General features: G+C 56.2%; 20 protein-coding genes. 13 read left to right on the top strand and 7 right to left on the bottom strand.

Going from position 1 to position 26,021, the window contains the following annotated elements; all coding sequences use genetic code 11:
• Window positions 1-4: 4 nt before the first annotated feature.
• Genes anfG through anfO form a run of 5 tightly spaced genes read left to right on the top strand, consistent with a single transcriptional unit; the run spans window position 5 to window position 3,363 of the window.
• A complete protein-coding gene (gene anfG, locus ACL2XQ_RS25385) occupies window positions 5-355 on the top strand; it encodes a Fe-only nitrogenase subunit delta (RefSeq protein WP_410013002.1) in 351 nt (116 codons plus the stop codon).
• Window positions 356-366: 11 nt separating this feature from the next.
• Complete coding sequence (gene anfK / locus ACL2XQ_RS25380) at window positions 367-1,755, top strand: Fe-only nitrogenase subunit beta (protein WP_410013003.1); 1,389 nt, start codon at window positions 367-369, stop codon at window positions 1,753-1,755.
• Window positions 1,756-1,790: 35 nt separating this feature from the next.
• Window positions 1,791-2,210, top strand: a complete 420-nt coding sequence (locus ACL2XQ_RS25375) for a hypothetical protein (RefSeq protein ID WP_410013004.1) — start codon at window positions 1,791-1,793, stop codon at window positions 2,208-2,210.
• 15 nt (window positions 2,211-2,225) lie between these two features.
• Window positions 2,226-2,732, top strand: a complete 507-nt coding sequence (locus ACL2XQ_RS25370) for a pyridoxamine 5'-phosphate oxidase family protein (RefSeq protein WP_410013005.1) — start codon at window positions 2,226-2,228, stop codon at window positions 2,730-2,732.
• 10 nt (window positions 2,733-2,742) lie between these two features.
• The gene (anfO, locus tag ACL2XQ_RS25365) at window positions 2,743-3,363 is read left to right on the top strand and encodes a Fe-only nitrogenase accessory protein AnfO (RefSeq protein WP_413739825.1); all 621 of its coding nucleotides are present in this window, start codon (window positions 2,743-2,745) and stop codon (window positions 3,361-3,363) included.
• Window positions 3,364-3,576: 213 nt separating this feature from the next.
• Here anfO and ACL2XQ_RS25360 read toward each other — a convergent pair whose 3' ends face one another.
• From ACL2XQ_RS25360 to ACL2XQ_RS25350, 3 genes are all read right to left on the bottom strand, one after another.
• Window positions 3,577-3,777, bottom strand: coding sequence for a hypothetical protein (locus ACL2XQ_RS25360; protein WP_413723513.1), 201 nt, complete (start codon window positions 3,775-3,777; stop codon window positions 3,577-3,579).
• Window positions 3,778-4,303: 526 nt separating this feature from the next.
• Window positions 4,304-4,681 carry a hypothetical protein gene (locus tag ACL2XQ_RS25355; RefSeq protein ID WP_413721681.1) on the bottom strand — a complete coding sequence of 126 codons (378 nt, stop codon included), beginning with the start codon at window positions 4,679-4,681 and terminating at the stop codon, window positions 4,304-4,306.
• 6 nt (window positions 4,682-4,687) lie between these two features.
• Window positions 4,688-6,361, bottom strand: a complete 1,674-nt coding sequence (locus ACL2XQ_RS25350; RefSeq protein ID WP_413739824.1) for a hypothetical protein — start codon at window positions 6,359-6,361, stop codon at window positions 4,688-4,690.
• 1,043 nt (window positions 6,362-7,404) lie between these two features.
• On the opposite strand from ACL2XQ_RS25350, the gene ACL2XQ_RS25345 reads away from it, so the two are divergent.
• The 8 genes from ACL2XQ_RS25345 (at window position 7,405) to ACL2XQ_RS25310 (ending at window position 17,933) form a co-directional block, all read left to right on the top strand.
• Complete coding sequence (locus tag ACL2XQ_RS25345) at window positions 7,405-9,018, top strand: sigma 54-interacting transcriptional regulator (protein ID WP_413729223.1); 1,614 nt, start codon at window positions 7,405-7,407, stop codon at window positions 9,016-9,018.
• Between the two features lies 1 nt (window position 9,019).
• Complete coding sequence (locus ACL2XQ_RS25340; RefSeq protein ID WP_413729224.1) at window positions 9,020-10,177, top strand: sigma 54-interacting transcriptional regulator; 1,158 nt, start codon at window positions 9,020-9,022, stop codon at window positions 10,175-10,177.
• Between the two features lie 897 nt (window positions 10,178-11,074).
• Window positions 11,075-12,682 carry a dipeptide ABC transporter periplasmic-binding protein DppA gene (dppA, locus tag ACL2XQ_RS25335; protein WP_410016688.1) on the top strand — a complete coding sequence of 536 codons (1,608 nt, stop codon included), beginning with the start codon at window positions 11,075-11,077 and terminating at the stop codon, window positions 12,680-12,682.
• A gap of 195 nt (window positions 12,683-12,877) precedes the next feature.
• Window positions 12,878-13,897: a dipeptide ABC transporter permease DppB gene (dppB, locus tag ACL2XQ_RS25330; protein WP_410013011.1), complete on the top strand. Its 1,020-nt coding sequence runs from the start codon at window positions 12,878-12,880 to the stop codon at window positions 13,895-13,897.
• 11 nt (window positions 13,898-13,908) lie between these two features.
• The gene (gene dppC / locus ACL2XQ_RS25325; protein WP_410013012.1) at window positions 13,909-14,811 is read left to right on the top strand and encodes a dipeptide ABC transporter permease DppC; all 903 of its coding nucleotides are present in this window, start codon (window positions 13,909-13,911) and stop codon (window positions 14,809-14,811) included.
• A gap of 10 nt (window positions 14,812-14,821) precedes the next feature.
• A complete protein-coding gene (dppD, locus tag ACL2XQ_RS25320) occupies window positions 14,822-15,802 on the top strand; it encodes a dipeptide ABC transporter ATP-binding protein (protein WP_410013013.1) in 981 nt (326 codons plus the stop codon).
• On the top strand, window positions 15,799-16,809 hold the full coding sequence (gene dppF / locus ACL2XQ_RS25315; RefSeq protein ID WP_410013014.1) for a dipeptide ABC transporter ATP-binding subunit DppF: 1,011 nt from the start codon (window positions 15,799-15,801) through the stop codon (window positions 16,807-16,809). The genes dppD and dppF overlap by 4 nt, the downstream gene beginning before the upstream one ends.
• Before the next feature lie 407 nt (window positions 16,810-17,216).
• On the top strand, window positions 17,217-17,933 hold the full coding sequence (locus ACL2XQ_RS25310; protein ID WP_413739823.1) for a VUT family protein: 717 nt from the start codon (window positions 17,217-17,219) through the stop codon (window positions 17,931-17,933).
• Window positions 17,934-17,994: 61 nt separating this feature from the next.
• Here ACL2XQ_RS25310 and ACL2XQ_RS25305 read toward each other — a convergent pair whose 3' ends face one another.
• From ACL2XQ_RS25305 to bcsB, 4 genes are read right to left on the bottom strand one after another with little or no spacing between them, the layout of a single operon-like run.
• A complete protein-coding gene (locus tag ACL2XQ_RS25305; protein ID WP_413729226.1) occupies window positions 17,995-18,996 on the bottom strand; it encodes a glycosyl hydrolase family 8 in 1,002 nt (333 codons plus the stop codon).
• A 14-nt stretch (window positions 18,997-19,010) separates the two neighbouring features.
• Complete coding sequence (gene bcsD, locus ACL2XQ_RS25300; protein ID WP_410013020.1) at window positions 19,011-19,490, bottom strand: cellulose biosynthesis protein BcsD; 480 nt, start codon at window positions 19,488-19,490, stop codon at window positions 19,011-19,013.
• Between the two features lie 2 nt (window positions 19,491-19,492).
• Entirely contained in the window at window positions 19,493-23,428 is a 3,936-nt protein-coding gene (locus ACL2XQ_RS25295; protein WP_413739822.1) for a cellulose synthase subunit BcsC-related outer membrane protein, read from the bottom strand.
• A 49-nt stretch (window positions 23,429-23,477) separates the two neighbouring features.
• The gene (bcsB, locus tag ACL2XQ_RS25290) at window positions 23,478-26,006 is read right to left on the bottom strand and encodes a cellulose biosynthesis cyclic di-GMP-binding regulatory protein BcsB (protein WP_410013022.1); all 2,529 of its coding nucleotides are present in this window, start codon (window positions 26,004-26,006) and stop codon (window positions 23,478-23,480) included.
• Window positions 26,007-26,021 lie beyond the last annotated feature (15 nt).

The following is a 26,021-nucleotide window of genomic DNA, read 5'->3' as shown; positions in this document are numbered from 1 at the left end:
ATCGATGGCAAACCAGATTGAAGACCGTATCGAGCCGCTGGTGGATTACATCATGAAAAATTGCCTCTGGCAGTTTCATTCCCGCGTCTGGGACCGGGAAAAGCAGAATGAGGGCATTTTGCATATCGTCGCGCAATTGCTGTGTGACGAACCGGTGGATCTCAGTACCCCGGCCAATCGCTGCTACTGGGCCGACGCCGTGGTACTGGTGGAGGCGTATAAAACGCGCTTTTCCTGGCTGGGCATGATGGGTAAGGCGGAGATCGCCGCGCTTATCACCGCGCTCCATGAACGGCTGAACTACCTGACGATTACCGGATCGCTAAACGCGGAATTAACCGATCGGCGCTATTAGAGGGCACTAGCATGTCGTGTGAATTAAGAAAGAAAGATCGTACCGGCGTTATCAATCCGATATTCACCTGCCAGCCGGCGGGGGCGCAATATGTCAGCATCGGCGTCAAGGATTGTATCGGCATCGTGCACGGCGGCCAGGGCTGCGTGATGTTCGTGCGCTTGCTGATTTCCCAGCATTTAAAGGAGAGCTTTGAAATCGCCTCTTCCTCGGTGCATGAGGACGGCGCGGTATTCGGCGCGCTCGATCGCGTGGAGCAGGCGGTAGACGTGCTGCTGATGCGCTACCCCCATGTCAGGGTGGTGCCGATTATCACCACCTGCTCCACCGAGGTGATCGGCGACGACGTGGACGGCGTGGTGCGCAAGCTTAATGATGGGCTGTTGAAAGAGAAATTTCCCGGCCGCGAGGTCTATCTGATCCCGATCCATACCCCGAGTTTTGTCGGCAGCATGATAAGCGGCTACGATGTGACGGTGCGGGATTTCATCAAATATTTTGCCAAGAAAAGCGAACCCAACGGCAAGATTAACCTGTTCACCGGCTGGGTTAACCCCGGCGACGTGACGGCGCTGAAACATCTGCTGGCGGAAATGCGCATCGATGCCACCGTGCTGTTTGAAATTGAAAATTTCGACTCCCCGGTGATGCCCAGCGGCAACACCGTTTCCCACGGCAATACCACCGTCGAGGACCTGGTGGGAACGGCCAACGCCCTGGGCACCCTCGCGCTGAACCGTTATGAAGGACGCAAGGCGGCGGATTACCTGGCGGAACAATTCGCCATCCCCACCATTATCGGGCCTACGCCCATTGGTATCCGTAATACCGACACGTTCCTGCAAAACCTGCGGCAGCTGACCGGCAAGGCAATTCCGGAATCGCTGGTGCGCGAGCGCGGCATCGCCATCGACGCCTTGACCGATTTGGTGCATATGTTCCTGGCCGATAAGCGGGTGGCGATTTACGGCAATCCCGATCTGGTCATCGGCCTGGCCGAGTTTTGCCTGGATCTGGAAATGAAGCCGGTACTGCTGCTGCTGGGCGACGATAATGCGTTTTATGATACCGATCCCCGCATTATCGCCCTACAGGAGCAGGTGGATCACGGCATGGAGATCATTACCAATGCCGACCTGTGGGAACTGGAAAACCGCATTACCCACCAAGGGCTGGAACTGGATTTGATCCTCGGCCATTCCAAAGGGCGCTTTACCGCCATCGACAATCAGATCCCCATGGTCCGGGTTGGGTTTCCCACCTATGACCGCGCCGGCTTATGGCGCCATCCGGTGGTGGGCTATGCGGGGGCCATCTGGCTGGCGGAGCAGTTTGCCAACGCGCTGTTCACCGATATGGAATACAAGAAAAACAAAGAGTGGATCCTTAACGTCTGGTAATGGGTATCGGCCTGTCATTCATAAGGATAAAACCAATGTCAAAACTGTTATTTGAATCCGATCGGCAAAAGTTTATCCGGCTTTCCCATGATGCCGAAGGCTATCACCGGCGGGCGGAACTGTTCGCCGAACAGGCGCAGTCGCCCGGTCTGGTTTTCAACGTGGCGTCCATTGCCGTGGAGTGTTATCTCATCGCACTCTGCGCCTGGTACGGCAGCATGCCGTATAACCACAACTATGGCAGCCTCATGGATACGGCGGAGGAGGTTATTCTCTTTTCGCCGGCATTAAGCGGCAAAATCCGCGCGCTGGATGACATCTTTGGTCTCTGTTCGCTGGAAAACTACCACCACGGCACCCCGACCCTGGCGGATTCGGTCGGCATTATCGCCATTTGCCGGGAATTGTCGGGGATTTTAACCGCTTTGGGCACCCAGGGTTCCCAGGCGCGATAAAGGAGGGCACGACCTATGCAGTCGACAGAACCGCGCGCGGCCCCGGGACATCCGCACGGCGCCATGCGTCGCGATGAACGGGAAATAACGCAACCGGCCGAAATAGCGGCGATCCTGGACTCCGCCAGGGTGATGTATATCGCCCTGGCGCAGGACAATATCCCTTTTATGGTACCGGTATTTTACGCCTGGGACGGCACGTCGCTTTATTTCCATTCCGCCAGGGCCGGCACCAAAATAGCGATGCTGAAAAAAAACAGCACCCTGTGTTTTGCGGTTTCCACCGAACAGGGCGTGGTGGAAGACGAGGTGATCTGTAATTTCGAGGCCAGGCACCGTACGGTCATCGGTCTGGGCAACGCGGTGTTTATCCGGGACGAGGCGGAAAAGATCGCCGCGCTTAACCTGATTGTCGCCCGCTTCAGCGACAAAGCCTGGACCTTTCCCGCCGCCAATGTGCGCGCCACCCTGGTGCTGCGTATTGATATCATTTCAATGAAGGGTAAACAGCACGGATTTTAGGGAGTGGAAAATGAAGATAGCGGTATTTATCGATGCCGGCGGCCGGGCCGCCTCGCTGTACCAGCCAGGCGCGGTGTGGGTGTATGAATCAACCGCCGACGGTTGGCGGCCGGTTGCGGATATTCCGTTTACCCTGCGCCCGCAAATGGGATTAAGCGAAATCAGAACCCGCACCCTGGAGATGCTGACGTCCCTCGACGGCTGCCGCCATTTTGTCGCCGCCGCTATTCACGGCGCGCTGCTGTCCTATTTTGACGGCATGGGCATCACTATGTGGCGGCTGACCGGGGAACCCGCCGGTTTCCTGACGCGTATCCGGCAGTTTGTGGAAGAAAACGCGCCGCGGGAGCAGGCAGCGGCGGCCCAAAGCGTTATCAAGCCCGGCCAGGGCGCGGGGGAATATTGCCTTAACCTTATCGACGCGCTGAAAAGCGATGGCGCCTTAACCTCAAAACAGGTGCTGCTGCCATTTTTCCGCGCGGGAGCCTTTAAACAAATCGACATTACCTGCGATCATGTGCCGAAATGGTTTAAACATGAACTGCCGGCATTAAAGCTGGCGCTTACGGTGGCGCAACAACCGGACGGGCGTTGCCGGGCGTTGGTGCTCAATATCGCAGGCAACGCTTGAGTTGCCTGCTTGGGCGTTTAAAAAGTCATGCCCGCTTCTGGCGCAAATTCTGGGCACTTGACCTGCCTGTGGCTCGGCAATCAATCAGGTGTCCTCGACCTCCGCTCCTTGCGCCGTCATTGTCCAGGGGATGATTTTCCGCAGGTATCGCCCATGCTAAATGCCTATTTGGGTGCTGGTGATAACCCCGGCAGTAGTCGGGGTAAGCTGCCTCTAATCATTCCATTTGATACTGTAATCGGTTAATTGATTATCAAGATATTCCCTTTTTTCAAACCAATAATCAAAGACCACCTTATCACTGTTCTGAAATATTAAATAATAGCCACCAGTATCACCCAGGGTATCATCTACAACCTGTATTTCCCATCCATTATACTCTCCACTAACTATGGTTCCATTTTTCATAATCATCATCTTTCCTTAATCTTCGTAAGGAACATGGTTATTCGAACTATACTTACCCGTTACCGGGTCTTTTACACTAAAATGAACATGCGGAATACCGGGAGCATGCATGCCGCTTATAGAACCTGAATCTATTCTAAATTCTTTTGTTCCGTCTGCACTATGGTAGACCCCTGAACCAGTCTTGCCAATTTCCTTGTAATTTGAGCCTAAAAACTTCAAACCCGCAGCTAATGCTTTGTCAGTAGTTAACGTCGTCGAGCTGGTGAAGTTTTTTTTACCCGATAATGTTTCAGTGATGACGTTTTCAATTTTACTGTTAGATTATTGAGAAAGGTAAACCAGATCTCTCATAGTAAGAGGATCCGCACCAGGATTTGCAAAAATATTTCCGCCCCTTACCGGTTTACCGCCTATGTTGCCGGTATGCCTAGAACCTTGCTCACGGCGTTGATCAGGCGATATCAGTGCCGTTTTACCGTCCTGGCTCGAGGGAGAACCCCGGTGCTAGGCCGGGGTTTTAATCAAAAAATTACTCACTGGAGATCACCGGTGGAACTAACGATAGTACATCTATCACATCTTCAATTGTAACTATTGAATAGTGAACAACACCTTCTTTCGCATGGATATCAGCACTCTGTTCATTAAACCACTTCAAATATGGTGAATGTAAAATAGTATAAATGCCAGCGACCATTTCACCTTTTTGTTCTTCTTGCATTTTCAATAAATCACCCTCGTCAATAACGCGGAAACAATAAATCCAATCAAAGGCAATTTTTATTTTTTTATTGTTTGCAAGTAAAGATAAAAAAAGCGCCCCAGAAGCATAGTTACAATTAATCAATTGGCTACCAACCAGCGTGGAGCATTCATCATATGCAAGTTTAACTAATTTTTCCTTCATATATAATCACTCCTCATATCTGAATTTTATTCTATTCCTGCCAGATTGTATCTCTAATGTAGGTCTGCCGTCAGTACTACGTTCGCGGATAATGACTGTCCGTCCATCAGACAATGAACCGACCCTGCCACCGGGAATTTGTTTAACATTATCAGGCGCTAAGGCATCAAATTCTTTATTAGCTGCGTTTTTTCCACCTGCTCGTTCAAAAAGCTTTGATCTGCCTAAAGTTTCTTGCCCCCTTGAGGAGGTGGACCTCAGCTCTTCAACAGTAATAACTTTTCGGTCATTATTTCTGGCTTTCTCTTCGTCTTCCGGCCCCCAACCTCCCGGTGTTCCCGATCCCACTCCGCCCAGCTCGGCTTTTTGCGCATCGGCGGCTTTGGCTATGTCTTTGCCCAGATTCGGTTTAGCCTCGCCGCCCTCTTCGTTGCGACTTTCCATCCGTCCCGGCCCGCGCGTTCCATCACGTACCGAACACTGTTCGCGCGTGCCTTCACAGATGTCTCCACCCATATCGAAGCCGTCGTCATCGTTCGACTCCGACTGGCTGCCATGACCTACTGCTCCCGCTATCGCTGCACTTTCCGCCGCACCACCTACGATCGCGCCCAGCAGGTTATTCTCCACAGCGTTACCTGCGGAAAAGCTGATCCCTGGCGCAGACGCCGGTTCAGACGGAGCCGCTGGAGCAGATGAAAAGCGTTGCGCCAGGTCGCGCCCCGGCACTTTATCGCTGCCTTCGCCCACGTTGCCGCTGTAGGCTAACAGCCCCACCCCCAGGCCGAGGGGATGTTTTGCCAGCCCGAGCGCGGCCGCGCCTAATTCGCTTATCGCGGTGCGTAGCGCAATACCGTTAGCCCCGCTGCCGGCGGCGACCGGCGCCATCCTGGGCGATAGGGCAACTGCCATGCCGGATAACGCTATGGCGCGCCGCGCGTTAACCTGCGCCATGGACGGTGTGACCGATGCGGGAATAGCGCTATTGCCCGCCAAGGGTTCGCTACGGGAGTTTGCGGCGTTTCCAGCCTTGATATCGGCTTTCCGTGCTTCAGGGGGAGCCGCCGCAGCCTTTTGTTCTGCAATAGAGTTTCTTATTGCCGCTAAAATTTGCCCGGTTTCATTTTTCCGTTTGAGCGCGTTATCCACCTGTCCAGCCCTTGCCCGGGCGGCATGGTCAAGATTATTCCGTTTGGTCTTTTCTAGATTGAGCTGATGTTCTTGCCGTAAATAGCGTTCCCGAACAGACGTACTCGGGTTAGTGCTTAGTTCTTTATGTAATGCGATAACGCCGGTACTGAGATGGCAAAGGCGGTCGTTAATCTCACTCAGCGCTTGGTAGGCGGATTGCTTTTTATGCTGGGCGGAAAACACCTGCGCCCGCATATCATTGTCCAGCGCCTCCGCCGCCGCCAATGTGGCAGGCCTTGGCTGGGAGTGATAGCCATCATGATCTTCCTGGCATTCCGCCAGGGCTTTATCCAACACTTCTTTTGATAAATTAATGTGATATTGAAATTGTTCCGTAAGTGCTTGAAAATCCCTTCTTCTCGCCGTCTCTAATTGCTGTGTATTATTAAAACCTCCGCTCCCGCTGGTATTACCGCCGTTGCCGCCGCCATGCAGACGAAAATGATGATTAGCGGAGTGGTGTCTGCCAGGGGTGGCGGTTACGGTCATGACATCTTCATTTCTCGACGAGGTGACCCGGCCGGCATAATCACCGCCACCCCCGCCGCTGTTCGTCGCGCATGCTCCACGGGAATTGCCGCCGCCACAGCCCCTGGATGAGCTGCCGCATCTGTTGCCCGATGAACTGCCACAGCCGCCGATATTCATTTATTCCCTTATTTGAATGATAATAAATTATTCCCGATTAATTTGGTTCATCACATAAGACGCGGATAGGGGTGTGCTAATAGGGCAAGTAAAGCATGAAAAAGTTAACAAAGAGTTAAACGGCAATATCAAAGAGAAACCTTTTTAAAACCGGCATTGTTGTCCATGGGTGAAAATATTATTAATTGAAAGTCAATTGAAAGCTATATTGCCGCAATATTTTTTGGGTTGCTGGCGACAGGTTATTGTCTATGAATGTATTTGTTGAATAACAAATTCAGCGGCACGGATGATATTATTTTTTTAATTTCCTAAATCATTATCTTTGCTTAAATAAGATAAACGAGTTAGCCAGCATTTTGGCATATTTATTTTTTTATTAAAAATTTTAACCTTCCTGATTAGCATTATTCCTGTGTGAGCAGTAAAAAATACTGCGTATTCTCTAAGATGCTGAAGGCGGATGGTCTAATAATAATGTGTTAAAACGCGTGCCGGCAGGCACCACCCATCGGGATAATCAGCCTGCTATCCCATTATCGCTGCGGTTTGTCCACAGCGCGGTATGAGTGTCCCCATCCCGGTTTTTATCAACATGATGATGCGGACTCAGGCTGCTGCAGGGCGCGCCGCTTCAGCCGGGCGCCTGACTCCGGCGTGAAACGTACATTGTTGATTATCCGTTGTCACATACAAGACAAAAAAGCCACTGGCGTCAATGCGCCAATGGGAAAACGACGTCAAATCATATCGTTATATATTTAATTATATAACGATAGATGGCCGGCAACTTGCACCACTCTCACTCGGGCCGGAAAACCTATGCCGGCACATCGGTTTTTTGACCTTCACCGCCCATTGGGCGCCAAAGGGAGGCGCGCTTTATGCCACCGGCCATGCTTAATGACACCGCATCCGCCCATCCGACGCTGGCGGATTCATTATCCTTTACCTGCCAACTGGGCGAGTGCCGCTCCGAACTGCTGCCCCTGCTGTCCGAGGTCAGCAAGGTGGTCAGCAGGGAAGGCTCTTTATCCAAGACGCTCAAGCTGGTGCTGGAGCTGATGCAAAAACATTTGCAGGTTACCCGGGCGATGATCTCGCTCTACGATGCCAGCTGCGACCAGATTTTTATCCATGAAAGCTACGGTTTATCCAAGGATGAAATCGAAAAGGGCGTCTATTATCCCGGCGAGGGCATCACCGGCAGGGTGGTGGAAACCCGCCAGCCCATTATTGTCCCGATCATTGCCGAAGAGCCGTTGTTTCTCAATCGCACCGGCAGTTGGGATAAAACGGTCGATGGCCATCTTTCCTTTATCTGCGTGCCCATCATGCGCGGCATGAAAGTAATGGGCACCATTGGGGTGGAACGTTTATACAATAACCGGCAACTGTTATATCTGGATCTGGAAGTGCTGGCCATTATCGCCACCACTATTGCCCAGGCGGTGGAGCTGCATCTGCTGGAGCGCGCCCATAAGCAGGTATTGCAGGCTCAAAGCGCCCGGCTGGATAAAGAGCTGAAGGAAAAATTCAAACCGGCGAATATCATCGGCAACTCCAGGGCGATGCAGTCGGTTTATCTGATGATTGACAAAGTCAGCCACGCCCGCACCACGGTGCTGATCCTCGGTGAAAGCGGGGTCGGCAAGGAACGGGTCGCCAGCGCCATCCACTATAACAGCAGCTGCGGCAGCGGGCCGTTTGTTAAATTCAACTGCGCCTCGCTGCCGGAAAGCGTCATCGAAAGTGAGCTGTTCGGCCATGAAAAAGGCGCCTTTACCGGTGCCGTCGCGCGCCGGGCCGGAAGGTTCGAGGAGGCGGATGGCGGCACGATTTTCCTGGATGAAGTGGGCGAATTATCTCTTTCGGCCCAGGCCAAGCTATTGCGGGTGATCCAGGAACGGTGCTTTGAACGCCTGGGCAGCAACGAGTCCATTAAGGTCAACGTGCGCATCCTGGCGGCGACGCACTGCGATTTAACCGCCATGGTCACCAACGGCACCTTTCGCGAGGATCTGTACTATCGTCTGAATGTCTTCCCTATTACTATTCCAGCGCTGCGTGAGCGGGGTAACGATATCCTGATCCTGGCCGAACATTTCAACGCCTGGTTTGCCCGGGAACAGGGGGTTGATGTCCCTGCCATTTCCACGCCCGCGCTGAACTTAATGCTCAACTACGACTGGCCGGGCAACGTGCGGGAGCTGGAAAATATGATGGAGCGCGCGGTATTGCTGGCGGAAGAGGGGGTGGTCCACAGCTATCATCTGCCCGCCGCCCTGCAACCGGCCGTGCTGGGCACGCTTGGCGAGCAGTCGGGCCTGGAGGCCCGTTTATCCATGATGGAGTATGAACTGATCGTCGAGGCGCTGGCCCGCTTCCAGGGCAATATGTCCAGGGCGGCGGCGCAGTTGGGCCTGACCCGGCGCATGCTCGGCCTGCGCATGGCGAAATATCAGCTGAACTATAAAGATTACCGGAGCGGAGACTGATATGGCCGGCACCGGTGATCTCGCCGCGGGGCGGTTAGCCATTCCGCGCTGCGCCGTCGACCTTTGCGGGCCGGCGGGAAAAGCGCGCTCACGTAAAGGACGCGGCGGCCATGCGGTCGATCAGATCATCGCCCATTCCCATGCCATGAAACGCACCCTGGCGGCGGTGGCAAACATTGCGCCCACCCGCTCAGCGGTATTATTGCGCGGCGAGCCGGGAACCGGTAAGGATGTTATCGCCCGGGCGATTCACCTCCAGTCGCAACATCGCGCCGGTCCGTTTATTAAAGTGTGCTGCGATTACCTTGCCAGCGACGATATCATGCGCGAATTGTTCGGTTGTGAAGCGGGCTTTTCCGGCAATATCGCCGGCTATCCCGGCGATATTGCCCTGGCGGCGGGCGGAACGCTGTTTATCAGCGAAATCGGCCATTTTTCCCTGTTATTGCAAAAGCGGCTGCTGCGCATTTTACAAGAACAGCGTTATAAGCCGCTCGGCGGCTCCCGCACCCTGGCCTGCGATGTGCGCATAATTTGCGCCACCGAGAAAAACCTGGAGCAGAGGATGGCGCAGGGGACCTTTTTAGCCGAACTCTATTATCGCATCCATATCGCCACCATTGCCCTGCCGGCCCTGCGCGAGCGTAAAGAAGACATTCCCGGCCTGGTTAACTATTTTTTCGAACGTTATAACCGCGATAATCACAGGACGCTCACGCTGACCGAGGCGGCCCAGGCGCCACTCTATCTGTGCCATTGGCCGGGGAATGTGCGCGATATCGAGAATTGCCTTGAGCATGCCGCCATCCAGGCCCGGGATGGCGTTATCCAGCAATTGCCCTGCCTGTCCGGGCGCTGCCTGCGCCAGCGTTTGAACCAGGAAATCAGCCGGCAGCAGGAGACGGTGCCGCAGGAGGCGGGCCACGAGGCGGGGTATGGCCCGGCTACGCCGCTATGGCCGGCGGAAATAATGATGAGCGCCATGACCGCGACGGCCGGCGCCCCTGACGACGCCGATGAGGAGCTGCGCTATCGCCTGGTCGCCGCCCTGGAAAAAAGCGGCGGGGTCAAGGCCAAAGCCGCCCGTTTGCTCCATATCACCCCCCGGCAGCTTTATTATGCCTTGAAAAAACTGCACATTGAGGTAAAGAAATTTTAACTGCGCCGTCATGGTACCGATTTCCCGGCAAGCGCATATTCTCTCTAAGGTTAATAACTTATTTATTTTATGGCAGCAAATAGTTAATTTATTTATTTTGTTTTTATCAGGGAAAATATGACACCGTTATTTGATCTTATCGCGATGTATAGCCGAAAAAGCGGTTTGTTGCATTGCGCCTCATTTTATTACGCCCCCCGATAAAACGTCCCGCGGAGTCAATACTGCAGAGAGCGATTAGCGTTAAAAATAAGCATAATTATCAGTATATTACAAAGTTATCCTTATTTCCGGCATCAATAAACAAGGTTTTCTTATGGTCGGTCATAACCTTTGTTTATGGCTGATGGATAGCGCGCAGATAGTATGGCAGACTGGACGGAAAGGTTGTCGATATGGTCATCAAGGCGAACCAATGTCAGCATTTTTACCTGCTTTCATCCGGAAATTCTGAAATAACAGTTCATATATTCGCCACACGATCAAATTTTTTTTTAGTTTTTAAATAGTATGTATGACTGCTTACTCATTGTCATAAAGTGAATTACTTCACAGTTTAGCTATATTGACTGGCGATCGTGCTTCATTTTTGGCCAAACACCTGTGGATTGTTTTCGTTTGCTGCGTCTCACAAAATGTGTAAATCCCTACGGGTTATATTGACGTATTGGCAAACAGTTGCCAAATTGGGAGCCTCGGAATTCAGGAGGGGCAATGGATTGTTTGAATGGTCCCACGCATTCAACGCGTCGGGGGGTGCTGCCTCATGGGCATCCCGGCATATATTCCCTTCTTTGGTTCTGATGCCGCAAGGCGCACTGCACAGACCGCAGCATTAAAAAAAACAGCGTCTGGCCGTACAACACACAACATCACATCACACAATGGAGCAGAATGATGACAATTTCCTTGACCAAATCAGGGATACTGAAGGTCGGCATTAGCCTGGCGGCATTAGCCGTGGCGGCCAGCGTTCAGGCAAAGACTCTGGTATATTGTTCAGAGGGCTCGCCTGAAGGGTTCAACCCGCAGTTATTCACGTCCGGCACCAGTTTTGATGCCAGTTCCGTGCCGATCTACAATCGTCTGGTCGATTTCAAGCTGGGCACCACGGAAGTGATTCCGAGCCTGGCCGAAAAGTGGGAAGTCAGCGCCGACGGCAAAACCTATACTTTCCATCTGCGTAAAGGCGTGAAGTGGCAGGAAAGCAAGGATTTCAAACCGACCCGCGATTTCAACGCAGACGACGTGATCTTCTCCTTTATGCGGCAGAAAGACGCCAACCATCCTTACCATAAAGTCTCCGGCGGCAATTACGAGTACTTTGACGGCATGGGCATGGGCGATTTGATCGCCAGCGTGGAAAAAGTCGACGACTACACCGTGCGCTTCAACCTGACCCGCGAGGAATCGCCATTCCTGGCCGACCTGGCCATGGACTTCGCCTCCATCATGTCCGCCCAGTATGCCGATCTGATGCAAAAAGCGGGCACGCCGGAAAAAATCGATCTCAACCCGATCGGTACCGGCCCCTTCCAACTGCTGCAGTACCAGAAAGATTCCCGCATCCTGTACAAAGCGTTTGAAAACTATTGGGGCACCAAGCCGAAAATCGACCGCCTGGTGTTCTCCATTACGCCGGACGCGTCCGTACGTTATGCCAAGCTGCAGAAAAACGAATGCCAGATCATGCCGTATCCTAATCCGGCCGACATCGCGCGCATGAAAGAAGACAAAACCATCAACCTGATGGAACAGCCGGGCCTGAACGTGGGCTACCTGGCGTTTAACGTCGAGAAAAAACCGCTGGATAACCTGAAGGTTCGCCAGGCGCTGATCACCGCGGTAAACAAATCCGCCATCATCGACGCGGTATACCAGGGCGCGGGCCAGCCGGCGAAAAACCTGATTCCGCCGACCATGTGGAGCTATAACGACGCGGTGCAGGATTACGCTTACGATCCGGCCAAAGCGAAAGAACTGCTGAAGGAAGCGGGCTTGCCGGAGGGTTTCTCCATCGATTTGTGGGCTATGCCGGTACAGCGTCCCTACAACCCGAACGCCAGGCGCATGGCGGAAATGATTCAGTCCGACTGGGCTAAAATCGGCGTTAAGGCCAAGATCGTCAGCTACGAATGGGGCGAGTACCTTAAACGCGCCAAGGCCGGCGAGCATCAGTCTGTTATGATGGGCTGGACCGGGGACAATGGGGATCCGGATAACTTCTTCGCCACCCTGTTCAGCTGCGATGCGGCAAAAGACGGCTCCAACTACTCAAGGTGGTGCTACAAGCCGTTTGAAGACCTGATCCAGCCGGCGCGCAGCACGTCCGATCATGCGAAACGCGTGGATCTGTACAAACAGGCCCAGGTGGTCATGCACGATCAGGCGCCGGCGCTTATCGTTGCCCATTCCACGGTATACGAGCCTGTGCGTAAGGAAGTGAAAGGGTATGTGGTCGATCCACTGGGTAAACATCATTTCGAGAACGTATCTTTAGACTAAAGGTCAATTAACCCCCCATATCCCTAAAGGGAGCTTCCCCCACCCATGCGGGGAAGCGGGAGTGTTCCCCGGTGCCGCACCGGGGAAGGAATCGCGCCAGCGAGGCCAGGGGGGAATCCTGAAGATGTGAGCTTTGATAACCCGGGCGCGTAATGCGCCCGGGTAAACTATCTACAGAAACAGAGAGTTCGGAATATGTTGCAGTTCATACTCCGACGTTTGGGACTCGTAATCCCGACGTTTATTGGTATTACCTTGCTGACGTTTGCGTTTGTCCATTTGATTCCCGGCGATCCGGTGCTGATCATGGCGGGTGAACGCGGAATGTCCCCCGAGCGCCACGCAGAGATGATGGCGGCGCTGGGCCTGGATAAACCCTTATTTCAGCAATATGTTCATTATGTCGTCGGCATTATGCACGGTGACCTGGGCATTTCGCTTAAAAGCCGCATCCCCGTTTGGCAGGAATTCGTGCCGCGTTTCCAGGCAACCCTGGAACTGGGTGTTTGCGCAATGATTTTTGCCGTGCTGGTCGGTATTCCCGCCGGGGTGCTGGCGGCGGTCAAACGTGGTTCGCTGTTTGATCATACTGCCGTCAGTATTTCGCTGGCCGGCTATTCGATGCCTATTTTCTGGTGGGGCATGATGCTCATCATGCTGGTGTCGGTGCACTTTAACCTCACCCCGGTGTCCGGGAGGGTGGGCGACACGGTCTTCCTGGACGACAGCATGCCGCTTACCGGCTTTATGCTGATCGATACCCTGATTTGGGGCCAGCCGGGGGATTTTAAAGACGCCGTGATGCATATGGTGCTGCCGGCCATCGTGCTTGGCACTATCCCGCTGGCGGTGATTGTGCGCATGACCCGTTCGGCGATGCTGGAAGTGCTGAGCGAGGATTATATCCGCACCGCCCGCGCCAAAGGCCTGAGCCGCATGCGCGTCATTATTGTCCATGCCCTGCGCAACGCCCTGTTGCCGGTGGTGACGGTTATCGGGCTGCAGGTCGGCACCCTGTTGGCGGGCGCTATCCTGACGGAAACGATTTTCTCCTGGCCGGGCCTGGGCCGCTGGCTGGTCGAGGCCTTGCAGCGCCGTGATTATCCGGTGGTACAGGGCGGGGTGTTATTGGTGGCGATCCTGATTATTGTGGTGAACCTGCTGGTGGACGTGCTGTATGGCGTGGTTAACCCGCGTATTCGCCACAAGAAATAGGGGAATGGAAAATGACTGAAATCTCTGAGCCGGTAATAACCGGCGCACCGAAGCCCATGACCCCGCTCCAGGAGTTCTGGCACTATTTTAAACGCAACAAGGGCGCGGTCATCGGCCTGGGCTATATCGTCCTGATGTTCGTCGTCGCCATCGGCGCCGGGGTCATCGCGCCCCATGGCCCGGCGGAGCAATTCCGCGAGGCCTTGCTGCGCCCGCCGGTATGGATGGAGGGCGGTAGCTGGCAGTTTATCCTGGGCACCGATGACGTCGGGCGCGATATCATGACCCGCCTGATGTACGGCGCGCGCCTTTCGCTACTGGTCGGTTGCCTGGTGGTGGTCCTGTCGCTGATATTCGGCGTGATATTCGGGCTGTTGTCCGGTTATATCGGCGGATTGGTGGACGTGGTCATCATGCGCGTGGTGGATATCATGCTGGCGCTGCCCAGCCTGCTGCTGGCGCTGGTGCTGGTGGCCATCTTCGGCCCCTCCATCGTCAACGCCTCGCTGGCGCTGACGTTCGTCGCCCTGCCGCATTACGTGCGCCTGACGCGCGCGGCGGTGCTGGGCGAGGTGAACCGCGACTATGTTACCGCCTCGGGCGTGGCCGGCGCCGGACCCCTGCGCCAGATGTTTATCAACATCCTTCCCAACTGCCTGGCACCCTTGATCGTGCAGGCGTCGCTGGGCTTCTCCAATGCCATCCTTGACATGGCCGCGTTGGGCTTCCTGGGCATGGGCGCGCAGCCGCCGACACCGGAGTGGGGCACCATGCTCTCCGATGTGCTGCAGTTTGCGCAGAGTGCCTGGTGGGTGGTGACCTTCCCGGGGGTCATTATCCTGCTCACCGTGTTAGCCTTTAATTTGATGGGGGACGGACTGCGTGACGCGCTCGACCCCAAACTCAAGCAGTAACGAGGAAGCAATGGCGTTATTAACCATAGATAAATTATCGGTGCATTTCGGTGATGAAGGGACACCGTTTCGTGCCGTCGACCGCATCAGCTACCAGGTGGAACAGGGCCAGGTCGTGGGCATCGTCGGTGAGTCCGGCTCCGGCAAGTCCGTCAGCTCGCTGGCCATTATGGGCCTGATTGATTTTCCCGGCCGCGTCATGGCGGAAAACCTGGTATTCAACGGCCGGGATTTGCAGAAAATCTCCAACAGCGAGCGCCGTCAGCTGATTGGCGCCGACATCGCCATGATTTTCCAGGACCCGATGACCAGCCTTAACCCTTGCTACACCGTAGGCTACCAGATTATGGAAGCCATCAAGGTGCACCAGGGCGGCAACCGCAGGACCCGGCGCCAGCGCGCCATCGATCTGCTGACCCTGGTGGGCATTCCCGCGCCGGCATCCAGGCTGGATGTCTATCCGCACCAGCTGTCCGGCGGCATGAGCCAGCGCGTGATGATCGCCATGGCGATTGCCTGCCGTCCCAAGCTGCTGATTGCCGATGAGCCCACCACCGCGCTGGATGTGACCATCCAGGCGCAGATCATCGAGCTGCTGCTGGATTTGCAGCAGCGGGAAAATATGGCGCTGGTGCTGATTACCCATGACCTGGCGCTGGTGGCGGAAGCCGCGCATCATATTATCGTCATGTACGCCGGCCAGGTGGTGGAAACCGGCAAGGCGACGGAAATCTTCCGCGCGCCGCGCCACCCCTATACCCAGGCGCTGCTGCGCTCCCTGCCGGAATTTGCCACCGACAAGGCCAGGCTGGCCTCGCTGCCGGGAATGGTGCCAGGCAAATACGATCGCCCCACCGGCTGCCTGCTGAACCCGCGCTGTCCCTATGCCACCGATTATTGCCGCCAGGTAGAGCCGGAGCTGCGGGATTTGCCGGATCGTCAGTCTAAATGTCACTATCCGCTGGATGATGCGGGGAGACCCACCCGATGAGCGAGACTATTTACGATCCGCAGGCAACCGCCTTGCTGCATGCGGTGGATTTAAAGAAATACTACCCGGTGAAAAAAGGGTTGTTCGGCAAGGAGGTCATGGTCAAGGCCCTGGACGGGGTATCCTTTACCCTGGAGCGCGGCAAGACGCTGGCGGTGGTCGGCGAATCCGGCTGCGGCAAGTCCACCCTCGGCCGTCTGCTGACCATGATTGAAACGCCAACGGGCGGGCAGTTGCATTACCTGGGCCAGGATCTGCTGAAACCTGATGTGACCGCCGCGCACCTGCGGCGCCAGAAGATCCAGATCGTGTTCCAGAACCCCTACGGCTCGCTGAACCCGCGCAAGAAGGTGGGGCAAATCCTCGAGGAGCCGCTGCAAATCAATACCTCGCTCAACCGCGCCGAACGGCGTGAGAAAGCGCTGGCGATGATGGCGAAGGTGGGACTGCGTACCGAATACTATGATCGTTATCCGCATATGTTTTCCGGCGGCCAGCGCCAGCGTATCGCCATTGCCCGCGGGCTGATGCTCGACCCCGACGTGGTCATCGCCGATGAGCCGGTATCGGCCCTGGACGTATCGGTGCGCGCCCAGGTACTAAACCTGATGATGGACCTGCAGCAGGACATGGGGCTGTCGTATGTGTTTATTTCCCATGACCTGTCGGTGGTGGAACACATTGCCGACGAAGTGATGGTGATGTACCTGGGCCGTTGCGTGGAGAAGGGCAGCAAAGAGGCGATTTTCAGTAATCCGCGCCATCCCTATACCCAGGCGCTGCTGTCGGCCACACCCAGGCTGAACCCGGATCTGCGCCGCGAACGCATCAAGCTGACCGGCGAGCTGCCAAGCCCGCTGAACCCGCCCCCGGGATGCGCCTTCAGCGCCCGCTGCCGCCGCCGTTTCGGTACCTGTACCGAACTGCAGCCGCAGCTTAAGCGCTACGGCGACCAGCTGGTGGCCTGTTTTGCCGTCGATCAGGACGAGGCGCAGGGCATTCGCTGAGAGTCCAGCGGATAGTGCCGATAGCCGGATGTTAAAATGGGCCGGGGATAATTCCCCGGCCCTTTTTTATTCACTGCCGGGCCAGGGGAATTTGCGCCGTTGTCCATGTCGATAATAATAATCGCCATCTGAAATATAAATATCTTTGCGTGTATATTCAAATTAATATATTTTAAAACTCAATGGATTTGTACTATGAAATATTGAATGCAATTATGGCGTAATGATGGTTGTTATATGGCGTGTAGTGTTTTATTTTTAAAAATGAATAAAAATGGCTTTGGAAAAATAACGCATTCATGATATCAATTTATCCTTCTTGCACGTCCCAAGTAATATGTATTTTAGTATAGTGATATTTTATCGATTAAATATAGACATTATTAAATATTTAGACAGGGAGCTATATGAACACAGATTACAAGTTATATGGTCTATTTGTCGGGTTAACCGTGACTATCATGGTCATGTGCGATACCTTGATGTTTAAGGTGTTCAATTTAGGTGATTTCAGAATCACCGCCAGTGGCATTGTGTTTTCTTTATTCTATCTATTATCAACTATTTCCACGGAAGTTTATGGTTATAAATTAGGGGGGCGTACGGTTTGGATTGTGGTTTTATGCCAAACAATATATGTTTTTTTAATAAATATATGTGCAGTTATCCAAGTTGACTCGAATGCCTATTCCCAGCATTATTATGGCCTCTACAATGACTTTTGGCGGGTAACCGTTGCGACCTGGGTCTCGATGCCGGCATCTTATTTCTGTAATAGTTTTTTAATATCTAAACTCAAAATTTATTTCAACGGTCGTTTTTTCATCGTCCGCTATACCTTATCCGCCATGATGGCTCAGGCGGTATTGCTGATTACCGATTATCCAATCAGTTTATCATCTAAATATTCATTTTATGAATTAGTTAATATCATATCTACTACGTGGTGCTATAAAGTGGTTATGTCAATTATACTTTTACCCGTTGGCATTTACATCGTACACAAAATTAAAAAGATTGAAAAAACGGACTATTACGACTGGGGAATCTCTTATAATCCGTTAACTGTATTCAAGGGGACCAATGATGATGTTAAGAGGAATAAATTCGATGATAAAGGGTAACATTTTTTATGCATGTGGCCCTGTCGAGGGCCGCACGCGACTGCACTTGTAGTTCGGGTAATTATTTCAGCGACCAGTACGTCAGCATCCGCAGGCTGGCGGAATAGTAGTCTTCCTGCGGCTGGATATTGTCATTGACCTGCGCGCCGTTGCCCATGATGGCGTCGCGAATGGCCAGCATGCCCGGCGATAGCATGAAATCGGCCTTGGCGCCGGTCAGCACATCGACCCAGGCGGGAGTGGCCAGCCGGTCGAACTGGCGCCAGTAGGCGACGTACGGCCCAAGCGCCAGGCTGTTGCGCTGCGCCCAGTTGATATACAGCGGTATGCGCACCGCGTCAAAGCTAAAGCGCGACGGCCAGCGATCGGAAGGCGTCAAGGCGCCATCCGCCCGCAGGGTGACCCAATCGGTGGGCAGCCGGGGGTCGCCAAAGCGCATCAGCCCCAGGATTTTAAGGGAATCGGCGGTTAAATCGTTCCAGATCTTCAAATGGCCGGCCTGGTAAAACGCCTGCCAGGCGGGGAAGATAAAGTATGACGGATTGAGCGTCACCGAGCTGGTCTGGTTAAAGCCCGACGCCCCCGGCAACAGCAGGTTGAAGCCGGCGAACTTAATCACATTGTGTTTGATTATCGCCGCCTGCAGCGCGTTCGACGCCGCGGTATAGTTCGGCAGTTTCCACTTGTCCCCGGCCTGGAGCAGCGCCCAGGCGATCAGGGTGTCGCCGTCGGAGGCATTGTTGATATCGGCCACCGGCGGGGTAGCGGCTGGATCGTAGCGCCAGGAGTACAGGCCGATGTCTTTACGGTACAGATGCTGGTTGGTCCAATTCAACAGGGTATCGAAGGCGGCGCGGTCGTTATAGTTTACCGCCAGCAGCATGGCGTAGCCCTGCCCCTCGGTATGGCTGACATTGTGGTTGCCGGTATCGATAATGCGGCCTTCCGGCAGCATATAGCGGCTTTTATAATGTTGCCAGCCGGCGCTGTCGGCCTGCGCCGCGCCCGTCAGCAGGGCGAAAAACATAGCGAGCAGCAGCGGCAAATGGCGGGCAAATTTCATAACGCTTCAATCCCTTAAATAGTGTTTTGATAACTAAAAGTCATTATGCCTTCCGCGCTGTCCTGCTGCCAACGCAGCGCGACATGAGGCTGTCCGCCCTGGGCTAATATCCATTCAGCATAGGCGCCTTCCAGGATCGCCGCCAGCCCGGCGGTCCACTCCTCCGGCTCAGCGCCCGTAGCCGCGGGAGGAACGGCATGATGTATCAACGTGAGATGGGTTTCACCCGGCTGCAGCCGCACAAAGCCCCAATTGAATTCCGACCAGAGCCGGTTAAAGCCATCTTCCAGATCCCCGACCGTTTCGGCATGGGGTAAAGGAAAGCGCCCGGCCAGTTGGCTACCCATCAGGTTAAGGAACTGGCGGCGATCTTCGTCGCCGGCATTGGCGGCGATGCCGGAGATCATGATATCGAGCAGATCCTGCCAGCCGGGCTGATATTGCCGCCGGCGGAAGTAAACCAGCTCGGACGTTGCGTCAGATATATCCTGCATACTTATTTACCACCCAATAAATATTTAAAGTACACCAGCGCGGTGCTCTCGGAGTAGTCGCCAAAGGTGTCGTAGCCCACCTGCCCGCCCACGGACATATTGGGATTGATTTTATAGCTGCCGTTGGCGTGCACATTATAGCTGACGCCGTTTTCATTACGGGCGTCGTAATAGGCCGAATCGACATATCCGCCGGCCACTAGTGATTCCAGGGCGGTTTGCAGCGCCGGATTATTCGGATAGTAGGCGCTTTTATCCTGTGAATAGGACTGATAGCCCACCGAGCCGCCCAGCGTCAGGTCCCAGTCGTCATATTTTTGGGTGTAATCCACCGGCAGCGAGACGCTGATATAGTTTTGCGGACTGAAATAGCCTCCCTGGCCGTAGCTGTAATAGCTGAGGTTTTTATCATAATCCATAAAGGTAATGTTAATACCGGTCTTCACCTCGCTATGGTCCTCGCGTAGCGGGCGGACATAAAATCCCGCCGATGAGGTGATGCCGGTATTGCCGGGAATATTGTCGCCCTGGTAACTGTAACCACCGACGCCGGCATACAGGCCCGCGTCGCCGTCGTCGTAGGAGTACTGGACGCCGCCGCCGTTTTTGGTGACCTGCCCCCATTTTTTACCGCTAATCTTATCCCGCGTGCCCACGTAGGAAAGCAGGCTGTCGGTGACCGCGCGCCGTTCGGCGGTAAAGATAAGCTTACTGAAGTTGGTCAGGCTGGGGGACCATTGAAGACCGCCCACCAGCGAGCTCAGATCCTCGCCCAGAGGCGTGGTGCCGACATCGGCCTTGTAGCTGTCGCCGCTGAGCGCCAGGTTGACCTCCACGCCGGAGGCCTGCTGCGAACCGGAGGAATCGGCGGCGTAATCGCCGGGATTGACGGTGGAGGCGGCATCCGCGGTGGAGGACGTGGTGGTGGTGGTGCTGCTCTGGGTGCCGTCGGAATTGGTGGTGGTGGACGTGGTGGTGGTCGACGTGGTGGCGCCGGCGGCGGCGGTGGCGTTATTGGTGGCGTTTTCCACCATGCGTCCCTGCTGCAGCGCGCCGGTGCCGAAACGGTTGCTGACCGTGCCGCTGGTGGAGCCGGAATTTAACGAAACCGGCGTGACCGATAGTTTCAGCCGCGAGCTGTCGAACGGCACGCCGGAGAGCACCAGCGGCGCCTTGATTTCCGTCAGGCCGCTCAGGCCGCTTTCGCCGTCGCGGCTGCGGATCCCCACATCGCCTTCCACCCAGGTGGCGGTTTTTTGCTGTTCCTGATCAAGCAACTGATTGATTTGTTTAAGCGTACGGTCTTCCGGCGTTTCGGCGCTGGCGGTTGCCAGCGTCAAGCCGGTCAGCGGCAGCGGCGCCGGGCTATCGGAGCGCTGCCACGGCAATATGGTGCCGTAGGCGGAAGCGGAAGCGGTGCGCGGCGCGGCCACGGTTTTATTAACGAAGGGATTGTCGGCGGTTTCCAGCCCACCGACAACCGGCGCGCCGCCGGGGCCGGCGGTATTCAGGCCGATGACCCGGCCTTTGGCGGAGCGCAGCAGGGCGATGGCCTGCTCATGATCCCCCGCCGCTTCCGCAATGCGCGCCTCGAGCACCATGCGATCTACCGAACGCGGTCCCTGCATGCCGGCCACCAGCCGTTTGGCGCGGGCGATATCGCCCTGGGCCAGGGCCGCGTTGGCGGCGCCTTCGCGGGCGCCTTCGTTTTGCGGTTCGCGCACCAGCACATAATCATAGACCCGCGCCGCCTGTTCGTTCATTTTGCCGGACTGGTAAAGACGCGCCATGGCCAGCATCAGATCGACGTTTTGCGGATCGCTTTGCATCGCCACGATGAGCTTATCGTAGGCCGCCGCGTATTGTCCGCGTTCGCGCAGTTCATCCGCCTGGTTAATCACCGAGCCCTGGCGAATGCGGCTCAGTTCGGCCGGCGTGCTGCTGGCCACGATGCGCGGATTATTCATCCAGGCCTCCGCCTCCGCGGTCAGGCCGGCCTGGTTGAGCACGCCGACCTGGGCCGCATAATCACCGGCATTGCCGTTAACGCCGGCGCGCATATTATTACGTACCAGCGCCACCGCGGCGGCGCTGTCGCCCAGGGTCATCAGATCCTGCGCCAGTTTGCCCACATCTGCCGGCGCGGCGGGTGGCGTTTGCGCCAGGGCGCGCAAGGTGTTTAACGCCGCCGTACGGTTGCCCTCCTGGATATAACGTTCGGCGCCCGCCATCTGCTGGTTAAAGTTTACCCGCGCGGCCAGATCGCGCATGGCGCGGTTGCGCCGGCTGTCGGGAATATAGGCCAGCAACTGCGCCGCCGCCGCCCAGCGCTGAGTTTCGCTGGCGAACAGGGCGGCGGCGTAAAGGTTGTCCGCCGGCGCGCCGCGCTGGCCGGCGGCGGCCATCATGGCCTGGGCCTGCGCGCTGTCTCCCTGCTTTTGCAGGATGCGCGCCATATCCAGGCGCACCCAGATATTGGACGGTTGTTTTTCCAGCGCCTGCTGCAGCAAATTCAATGCCCGCTGCGGATCGTTGGCTTGCATTGCCTGCGCGGCCTGGCGGCGCAACGGCTCGACGTTGACGCCGCCCGCCGCCACCTGCGGGCGCTTATCCGCCGGTATTGTTTCCAGCACCTGCTGCGCGTCGGCGGTCTTATTGGCCTGGCGCAGGGTATAGTAGAGTCCCAGCTTGGTATCGGTATTCTGCGGATCGCTCGACAGCGCGGTGCGATAGGCCTGCTCCGCGCCGGCCAGGTCGCCCCTGCGGCGCAAGACGTCGGCGCGGAACAGCTCCGCCGAGACGCCTTTGCTGCCTTCCGCCTGCGCCAGCGGCTCGCTGAGCGCCAGCGCCGCGTTCAGGTCGCCGGACGAGACGGCGCCTTTGGCTTTGTTCAGTTCGCCGTAAAAATGCGCGTCCTTGGCCAGCGCCGCCCATTGGGCGCTGTTCGGACCGCCTTGCTTCATTGCCTGGTTAAGGTAGTTTTCCGCCGCGCTGAAATCACCGCCGCGCATAGCGATATAACCCAGCCCGGCCAAGGCGTCGCCGTCGTTGGGGTTGGTGGTCAGCACCGCCTCGAACCGGCTGCGCGCCGCCGTAAGATCGCCGCTGTTCAGGGCTGTGTAGCCCTGTCCCTTTTCAGCGCCGCCCACGCTTTCCTGAAAATGGCGTAATACCGCGCCGTCGCTGGGGTGGCGTTGCATATAATCGTCATAGGCGGTTTTATCCCCGGGCTGCGGCGCCATCCAGATCAGCGCCTGGCGCAGGGCGTTGTCCGCCGCCTTGTTATTGGCCGCCATCGGCGCCAGCAGCCCGACGCCTTCGCGACGGGTGTTTTCGTCATAGGTCAGGATCCTGCCCAGCGCCATCCTGGCGGCCGTATCGGACGGCTGCTGGCTGACGCGGCTGCGCAGGCCGGCGATAGCGTCCGGGCGCGAGGCCGGAACCCCGGCCAGGGTTTCGTAATACTCTACCGCCAGGCTGTCCAGCGGCTGGTTGCCCTGGAACAGGGTGCGGTAGCTTTCGATGGCGCGCGCCGTGTTGCCCTGCGCCGCCAGTTGGCGCGCATTGGCTAATTGGGTCGGCGAGATGGTTTGCAGTACGCTGGCGCTGTCGAGGTTCTGCAGGCGCGCGTCGCCTGGCGAGGCCTTGACCAGCCGCTGGCGCCATTTTTGGGCCTCGGCCTTTTGTCCGTCGCGTAACGCGTAGAGCGAGAGCAGATACAGGGCATCGGCGTTATTTTCATCCACCGCCAGGATTTTCTGTAACGATTCCTGGGCCAAATCGTTATGGGCTTTTTCGTGCCAATAGGCTGCCTGCTGCAGCAACGCGTTAATGGCCGGGCTATTATCCGCTGCCTGCGCCAGGGCGGAAAACAGCGACAGGCCCGCCAGGCCGGCGACATACAGCGTTTTTAAGTCTTTTTTTATTTGCCGTTTCATTTTCTTTTACCCATATGGCCCAGTCAGGCAACGCATCTTATCGATACGGTTATTTGTTCGCGCTATTGGCCAGGCGTTTAGCCGCATGCCGCGCCAGCAGAACGTAAATACAACTTCCTATCAGTACCGCGAACACCAGGCCGCTTAAGGAAAGGAAAATAATATGCTGATTGGCGTACCAGATTATCATCATGTACCAGGGCATCTCCCCGCTGGGGAACTGGCTGCCCACGGTAAAACTTTTTACGCCGTTTTCCGCATTGATCACCGCTATATCGCCGCGAACGCCGGCATTAATGGCCGGTACCTGTAAATCAGCGTTAATATGCGACAACTGATCGCTGTCGGTGGCCGTGGCCAGTACCACTACCCGTTTGCCGGCCCAGGGCGAGGCGAAACTCAGGAATCCCCGCCAGGCGTCGGTGGAGGCCAGATAACGGTCCGCTTCCACGCCCTGACGGAAAAAACGCCCGGTAAAATAGCCTTTCAGGCGGGCGGTAAGCGTTTCTTCCTTGACCGACAGCAGGCCGTTGCGCATTTCATACGGCGAACCGGCCAGCAAATCGCGCACCAGATCGGTCTGTTTAAGCGAGGCGAAGGCGAGGATATCCTTATCCGCCAGGGGAATGCCGCCGGCGGCATGGTCTTGCAGGCCCAGGCGTACATCCACATGATTGAGGGCGATGCCGGTGGCATTGCCGGCGCGGGCGGCCATCGCCAGCAGCGTGGCGATTTCACCGGCCTCCGGTTTGGCGGGCAGCAGCATCACCGTTTGGGAGAAATCCGCCAGCCGGCTAAAGGGAAATGACGCGCCGACGTAATAGGACAGGTTGGGCAATAGCGTAAAATGGTGCGTCCGGCTCAGGTCGATGGTTGAGTCCGGGTCGATGCGGCTTTTGATATTATTGCTGGTCAGCAGGCTGCAGGGCGCGTCGGCCTTAGGCTTCAGGGCGAAATAAAATTCCATTTGGTTATCGCCGTAAATCAGATAAGGCGCCAGCTGCAGGGTAAAGGTTTCCTGGCGGGTATCGCCGCCCAGCTTGCGCCAGGCGGTTTCCACCAGCCCGTGCTTATTGACCGGTAAACTGTGCAGGAAGGTGCCGTTAAGCGTAATGCTCAATTGCGACGAATCTTCGTCTATCCAGTTTTCGGTCGGAAAGCGGTAATCAATTTTTACCGGGATGAAATCGCCATCCCACATAAACAGATCCGGGGCGGCGCGAAAGCCGATGCGTATGCCGTCGTGATACAGGCCGTTGGCGGTCAGCGATTCCGGGTTTTGCGCCAGATCCTTCAGATAGACCGGCTTGGTGGTGTCAATCCAGCGCGGCGCGTCGTAGGGCTGGCGTAACGGGATAGTCTGGTTCTGCACCTGGATGACATCCTGCCTGGCCGGCAGCGGCGACGAAATCAGGCGATAGGCGGCCTGGCGCATTTCATTACCGTTGCGCCCCACCACCAGCAACAGCTTATACACCGGATTGAGCGGATTATCGATCATCTGCAGCGTGGGGCCGGTTACCTGCGGCAGGGTGATATCGGCGATTTTATCGCCGGGCTGGCCGAACAGGATGCCGTTTTGCGCCGGCAGCTCGTTCAGGTGCACCGGGAATTCCATATTACGGTAGCTGGACAGCAGGCCAAAATAGGACGCCAGCATGCTGGCGGCCGCCACCGCGTCGGATTTGACCGTCTGGCCGAAGATAAACGCCACCGACGAGCCCTTCATCGACAGCGGATCGTAAAACGGGCGCGGGAAATGGCTTAAGTCGCGGCCGATATCCAGTATCTGGCTGCTCAACTGCAAATGGCTGGTGGGCAGGACGGTCACCCAATATTTATCCGACAGATCCCGCTCGCACGTCAGGGTATTGTCGTCATTCACGCTAAAGCTAAGGTTGTTGTTACTGACAATCATCGCCGCCGGAATATCCAGCTCATAGACATTATCCGTGGCGCTGGCCTGGCTAAGCGCCACATTGCCCAGTTCCTGGCCGTTGAGCATCAGGCGCAGGCTGGTGTCCCGCGCGGCCAGGGCCGGGGAGACTTTCAGCGCCAGGTATAGCCGGGCGGTGGTCGCCACCTGATCGCGGGGCAGGGTAAACACAATGCCGGACTGGAGCTGGCCGCCGCTCAGCGTGAGGCCGTTCGGCTGGCCCATGCCGGCAACACTGATAGTGTCATCGTTGAGGGGGGTCACCTGCGCCAGTTGGCTATCCACGCCCTGGCCCGGCGCGGCGGCCTGCGGCGCCACGCTTATTACCGGCGGGGGAAAATCCATCGGCAGGCCGCCGGCAGGTGTGCCGACGGCGCTTGCGGTTGGTGGCGCGCTGCCATCGGCCGGCGCGCCGGCACCGGTTGCCGCCGGGTCGGCGGCCGGGGATTGGCGCGTATCGTCAGCGGACTGGGCGCCCGCGCCGCCAGTATCCTGCGCCGCCGGAAGCGGCGGCAGGTGATAAACCGGCGCGGCCTGCGGATCGGCGGCAAAGGCCGCCCCGACGCATGCCGTGGCGCCGAGGCCGCCCAAGGCGGCAATCAGTAATACACAATGGGCTATCTTCCTGATACGAAATGGCATGCAATTTTTTCCGCG

Source organism: Sodalis sp. RH14, assembly GCF_047324285.1.
In the GTDB taxonomy this organism is placed as follows: Bacteria; Pseudomonadota; Gammaproteobacteria; order Enterobacterales; family Enterobacteriaceae; genus Acerihabitans.
Note: the sequence above shows the minus strand (reverse complement) of the source record. Positions and strands in the feature narration are given on the sequence as shown.

Bases quoted from the DNA above. Each gene is read 5' to 3' on its own strand.
- ACL2XQ_RS25295 (WP_413739822.1), bottom strand. From the start codon at position 23,428: ATGAAACGGCAAATAAAAAAAGACTTAAAAACGCTGTATGTCGCCGGC.
- dppC (WP_410013012.1), top strand. From the start codon at position 13,909: ATGACTGAAATCTCTGAGCCGGTAATAACCGGCGCACCGAAGCCCATG.
- dppF (WP_410013014.1), top strand. From the start codon at position 15,799: ATGAGCGAGACTATTTACGATCCGCAGGCAACCGCCTTGCTGCATGCG.
- bcsB (WP_410013022.1), bottom strand. From the start codon at position 26,006: ATGCCATTTCGTATCAGGAAGATAGCCCATTGTGTATTACTGATTGCC.
- bcsD (WP_410013020.1), bottom strand. From the start codon at position 19,490: ATGCAGGATATATCTGACGCAACGTCCGAGCTGGTTTACTTCCGCCGG.
- dppA (WP_410016688.1), top strand. From the start codon at position 11,075: ATGACAATTTCCTTGACCAAATCAGGGATACTGAAGGTCGGCATTAGC.
- ACL2XQ_RS25340 (WP_413729224.1), top strand. From the start codon at position 9,020: ATGGCCGGCACCGGTGATCTCGCCGCGGGGCGGTTAGCCATTCCGCGC.
- anfG (WP_410013002.1), top strand. From the start codon at position 5: ATGGCAAACCAGATTGAAGACCGTATCGAGCCGCTGGTGGATTACATC.
- ACL2XQ_RS25350 (WP_413739824.1), bottom strand. From the start codon at position 6,361: ATGACCGTAACCGCCACCCCTGGCAGACACCACTCCGCTAATCATCAT.
- ACL2XQ_RS25355 (WP_413721681.1), bottom strand. From the start codon at position 4,681: ATGAAGGAAAAATTAGTTAAACTTGCATATGATGAATGCTCCACGCTG.
- ACL2XQ_RS25345 (WP_413729223.1), top strand. From the start codon at position 7,405: ATGCCACCGGCCATGCTTAATGACACCGCATCCGCCCATCCGACGCTG.
- ACL2XQ_RS25305 (WP_413729226.1), bottom strand. From the start codon at position 18,996: ATGAAATTTGCCCGCCATTTGCCGCTGCTGCTCGCTATGTTTTTCGCC.
- ACL2XQ_RS25375 (WP_410013004.1), top strand. From the start codon at position 1,791: ATGTCAAAACTGTTATTTGAATCCGATCGGCAAAAGTTTATCCGGCTT.
- anfK (WP_410013003.1), top strand. From the start codon at position 367: ATGTCGTGTGAATTAAGAAAGAAAGATCGTACCGGCGTTATCAATCCG.
- ACL2XQ_RS25310 (WP_413739823.1), top strand. From the start codon at position 17,217: ATGAACACAGATTACAAGTTATATGGTCTATTTGTCGGGTTAACCGTG.
- anfO (WP_413739825.1), top strand. From the start codon at position 2,743: ATGAAGATAGCGGTATTTATCGATGCCGGCGGCCGGGCCGCCTCGCTG.
- dppB (WP_410013011.1), top strand. From the start codon at position 12,878: ATGTTGCAGTTCATACTCCGACGTTTGGGACTCGTAATCCCGACGTTT.
- dppD (WP_410013013.1), top strand. From the start codon at position 14,822: ATGGCGTTATTAACCATAGATAAATTATCGGTGCATTTCGGTGATGAA.
- ACL2XQ_RS25370 (WP_410013005.1), top strand. From the start codon at position 2,226: ATGCAGTCGACAGAACCGCGCGCGGCCCCGGGACATCCGCACGGCGCC.
- ACL2XQ_RS25360 (WP_413723513.1), bottom strand. From the start codon at position 3,777: ATGATTATGAAAAATGGAACCATAGTTAGTGGAGAGTATAATGGATGG.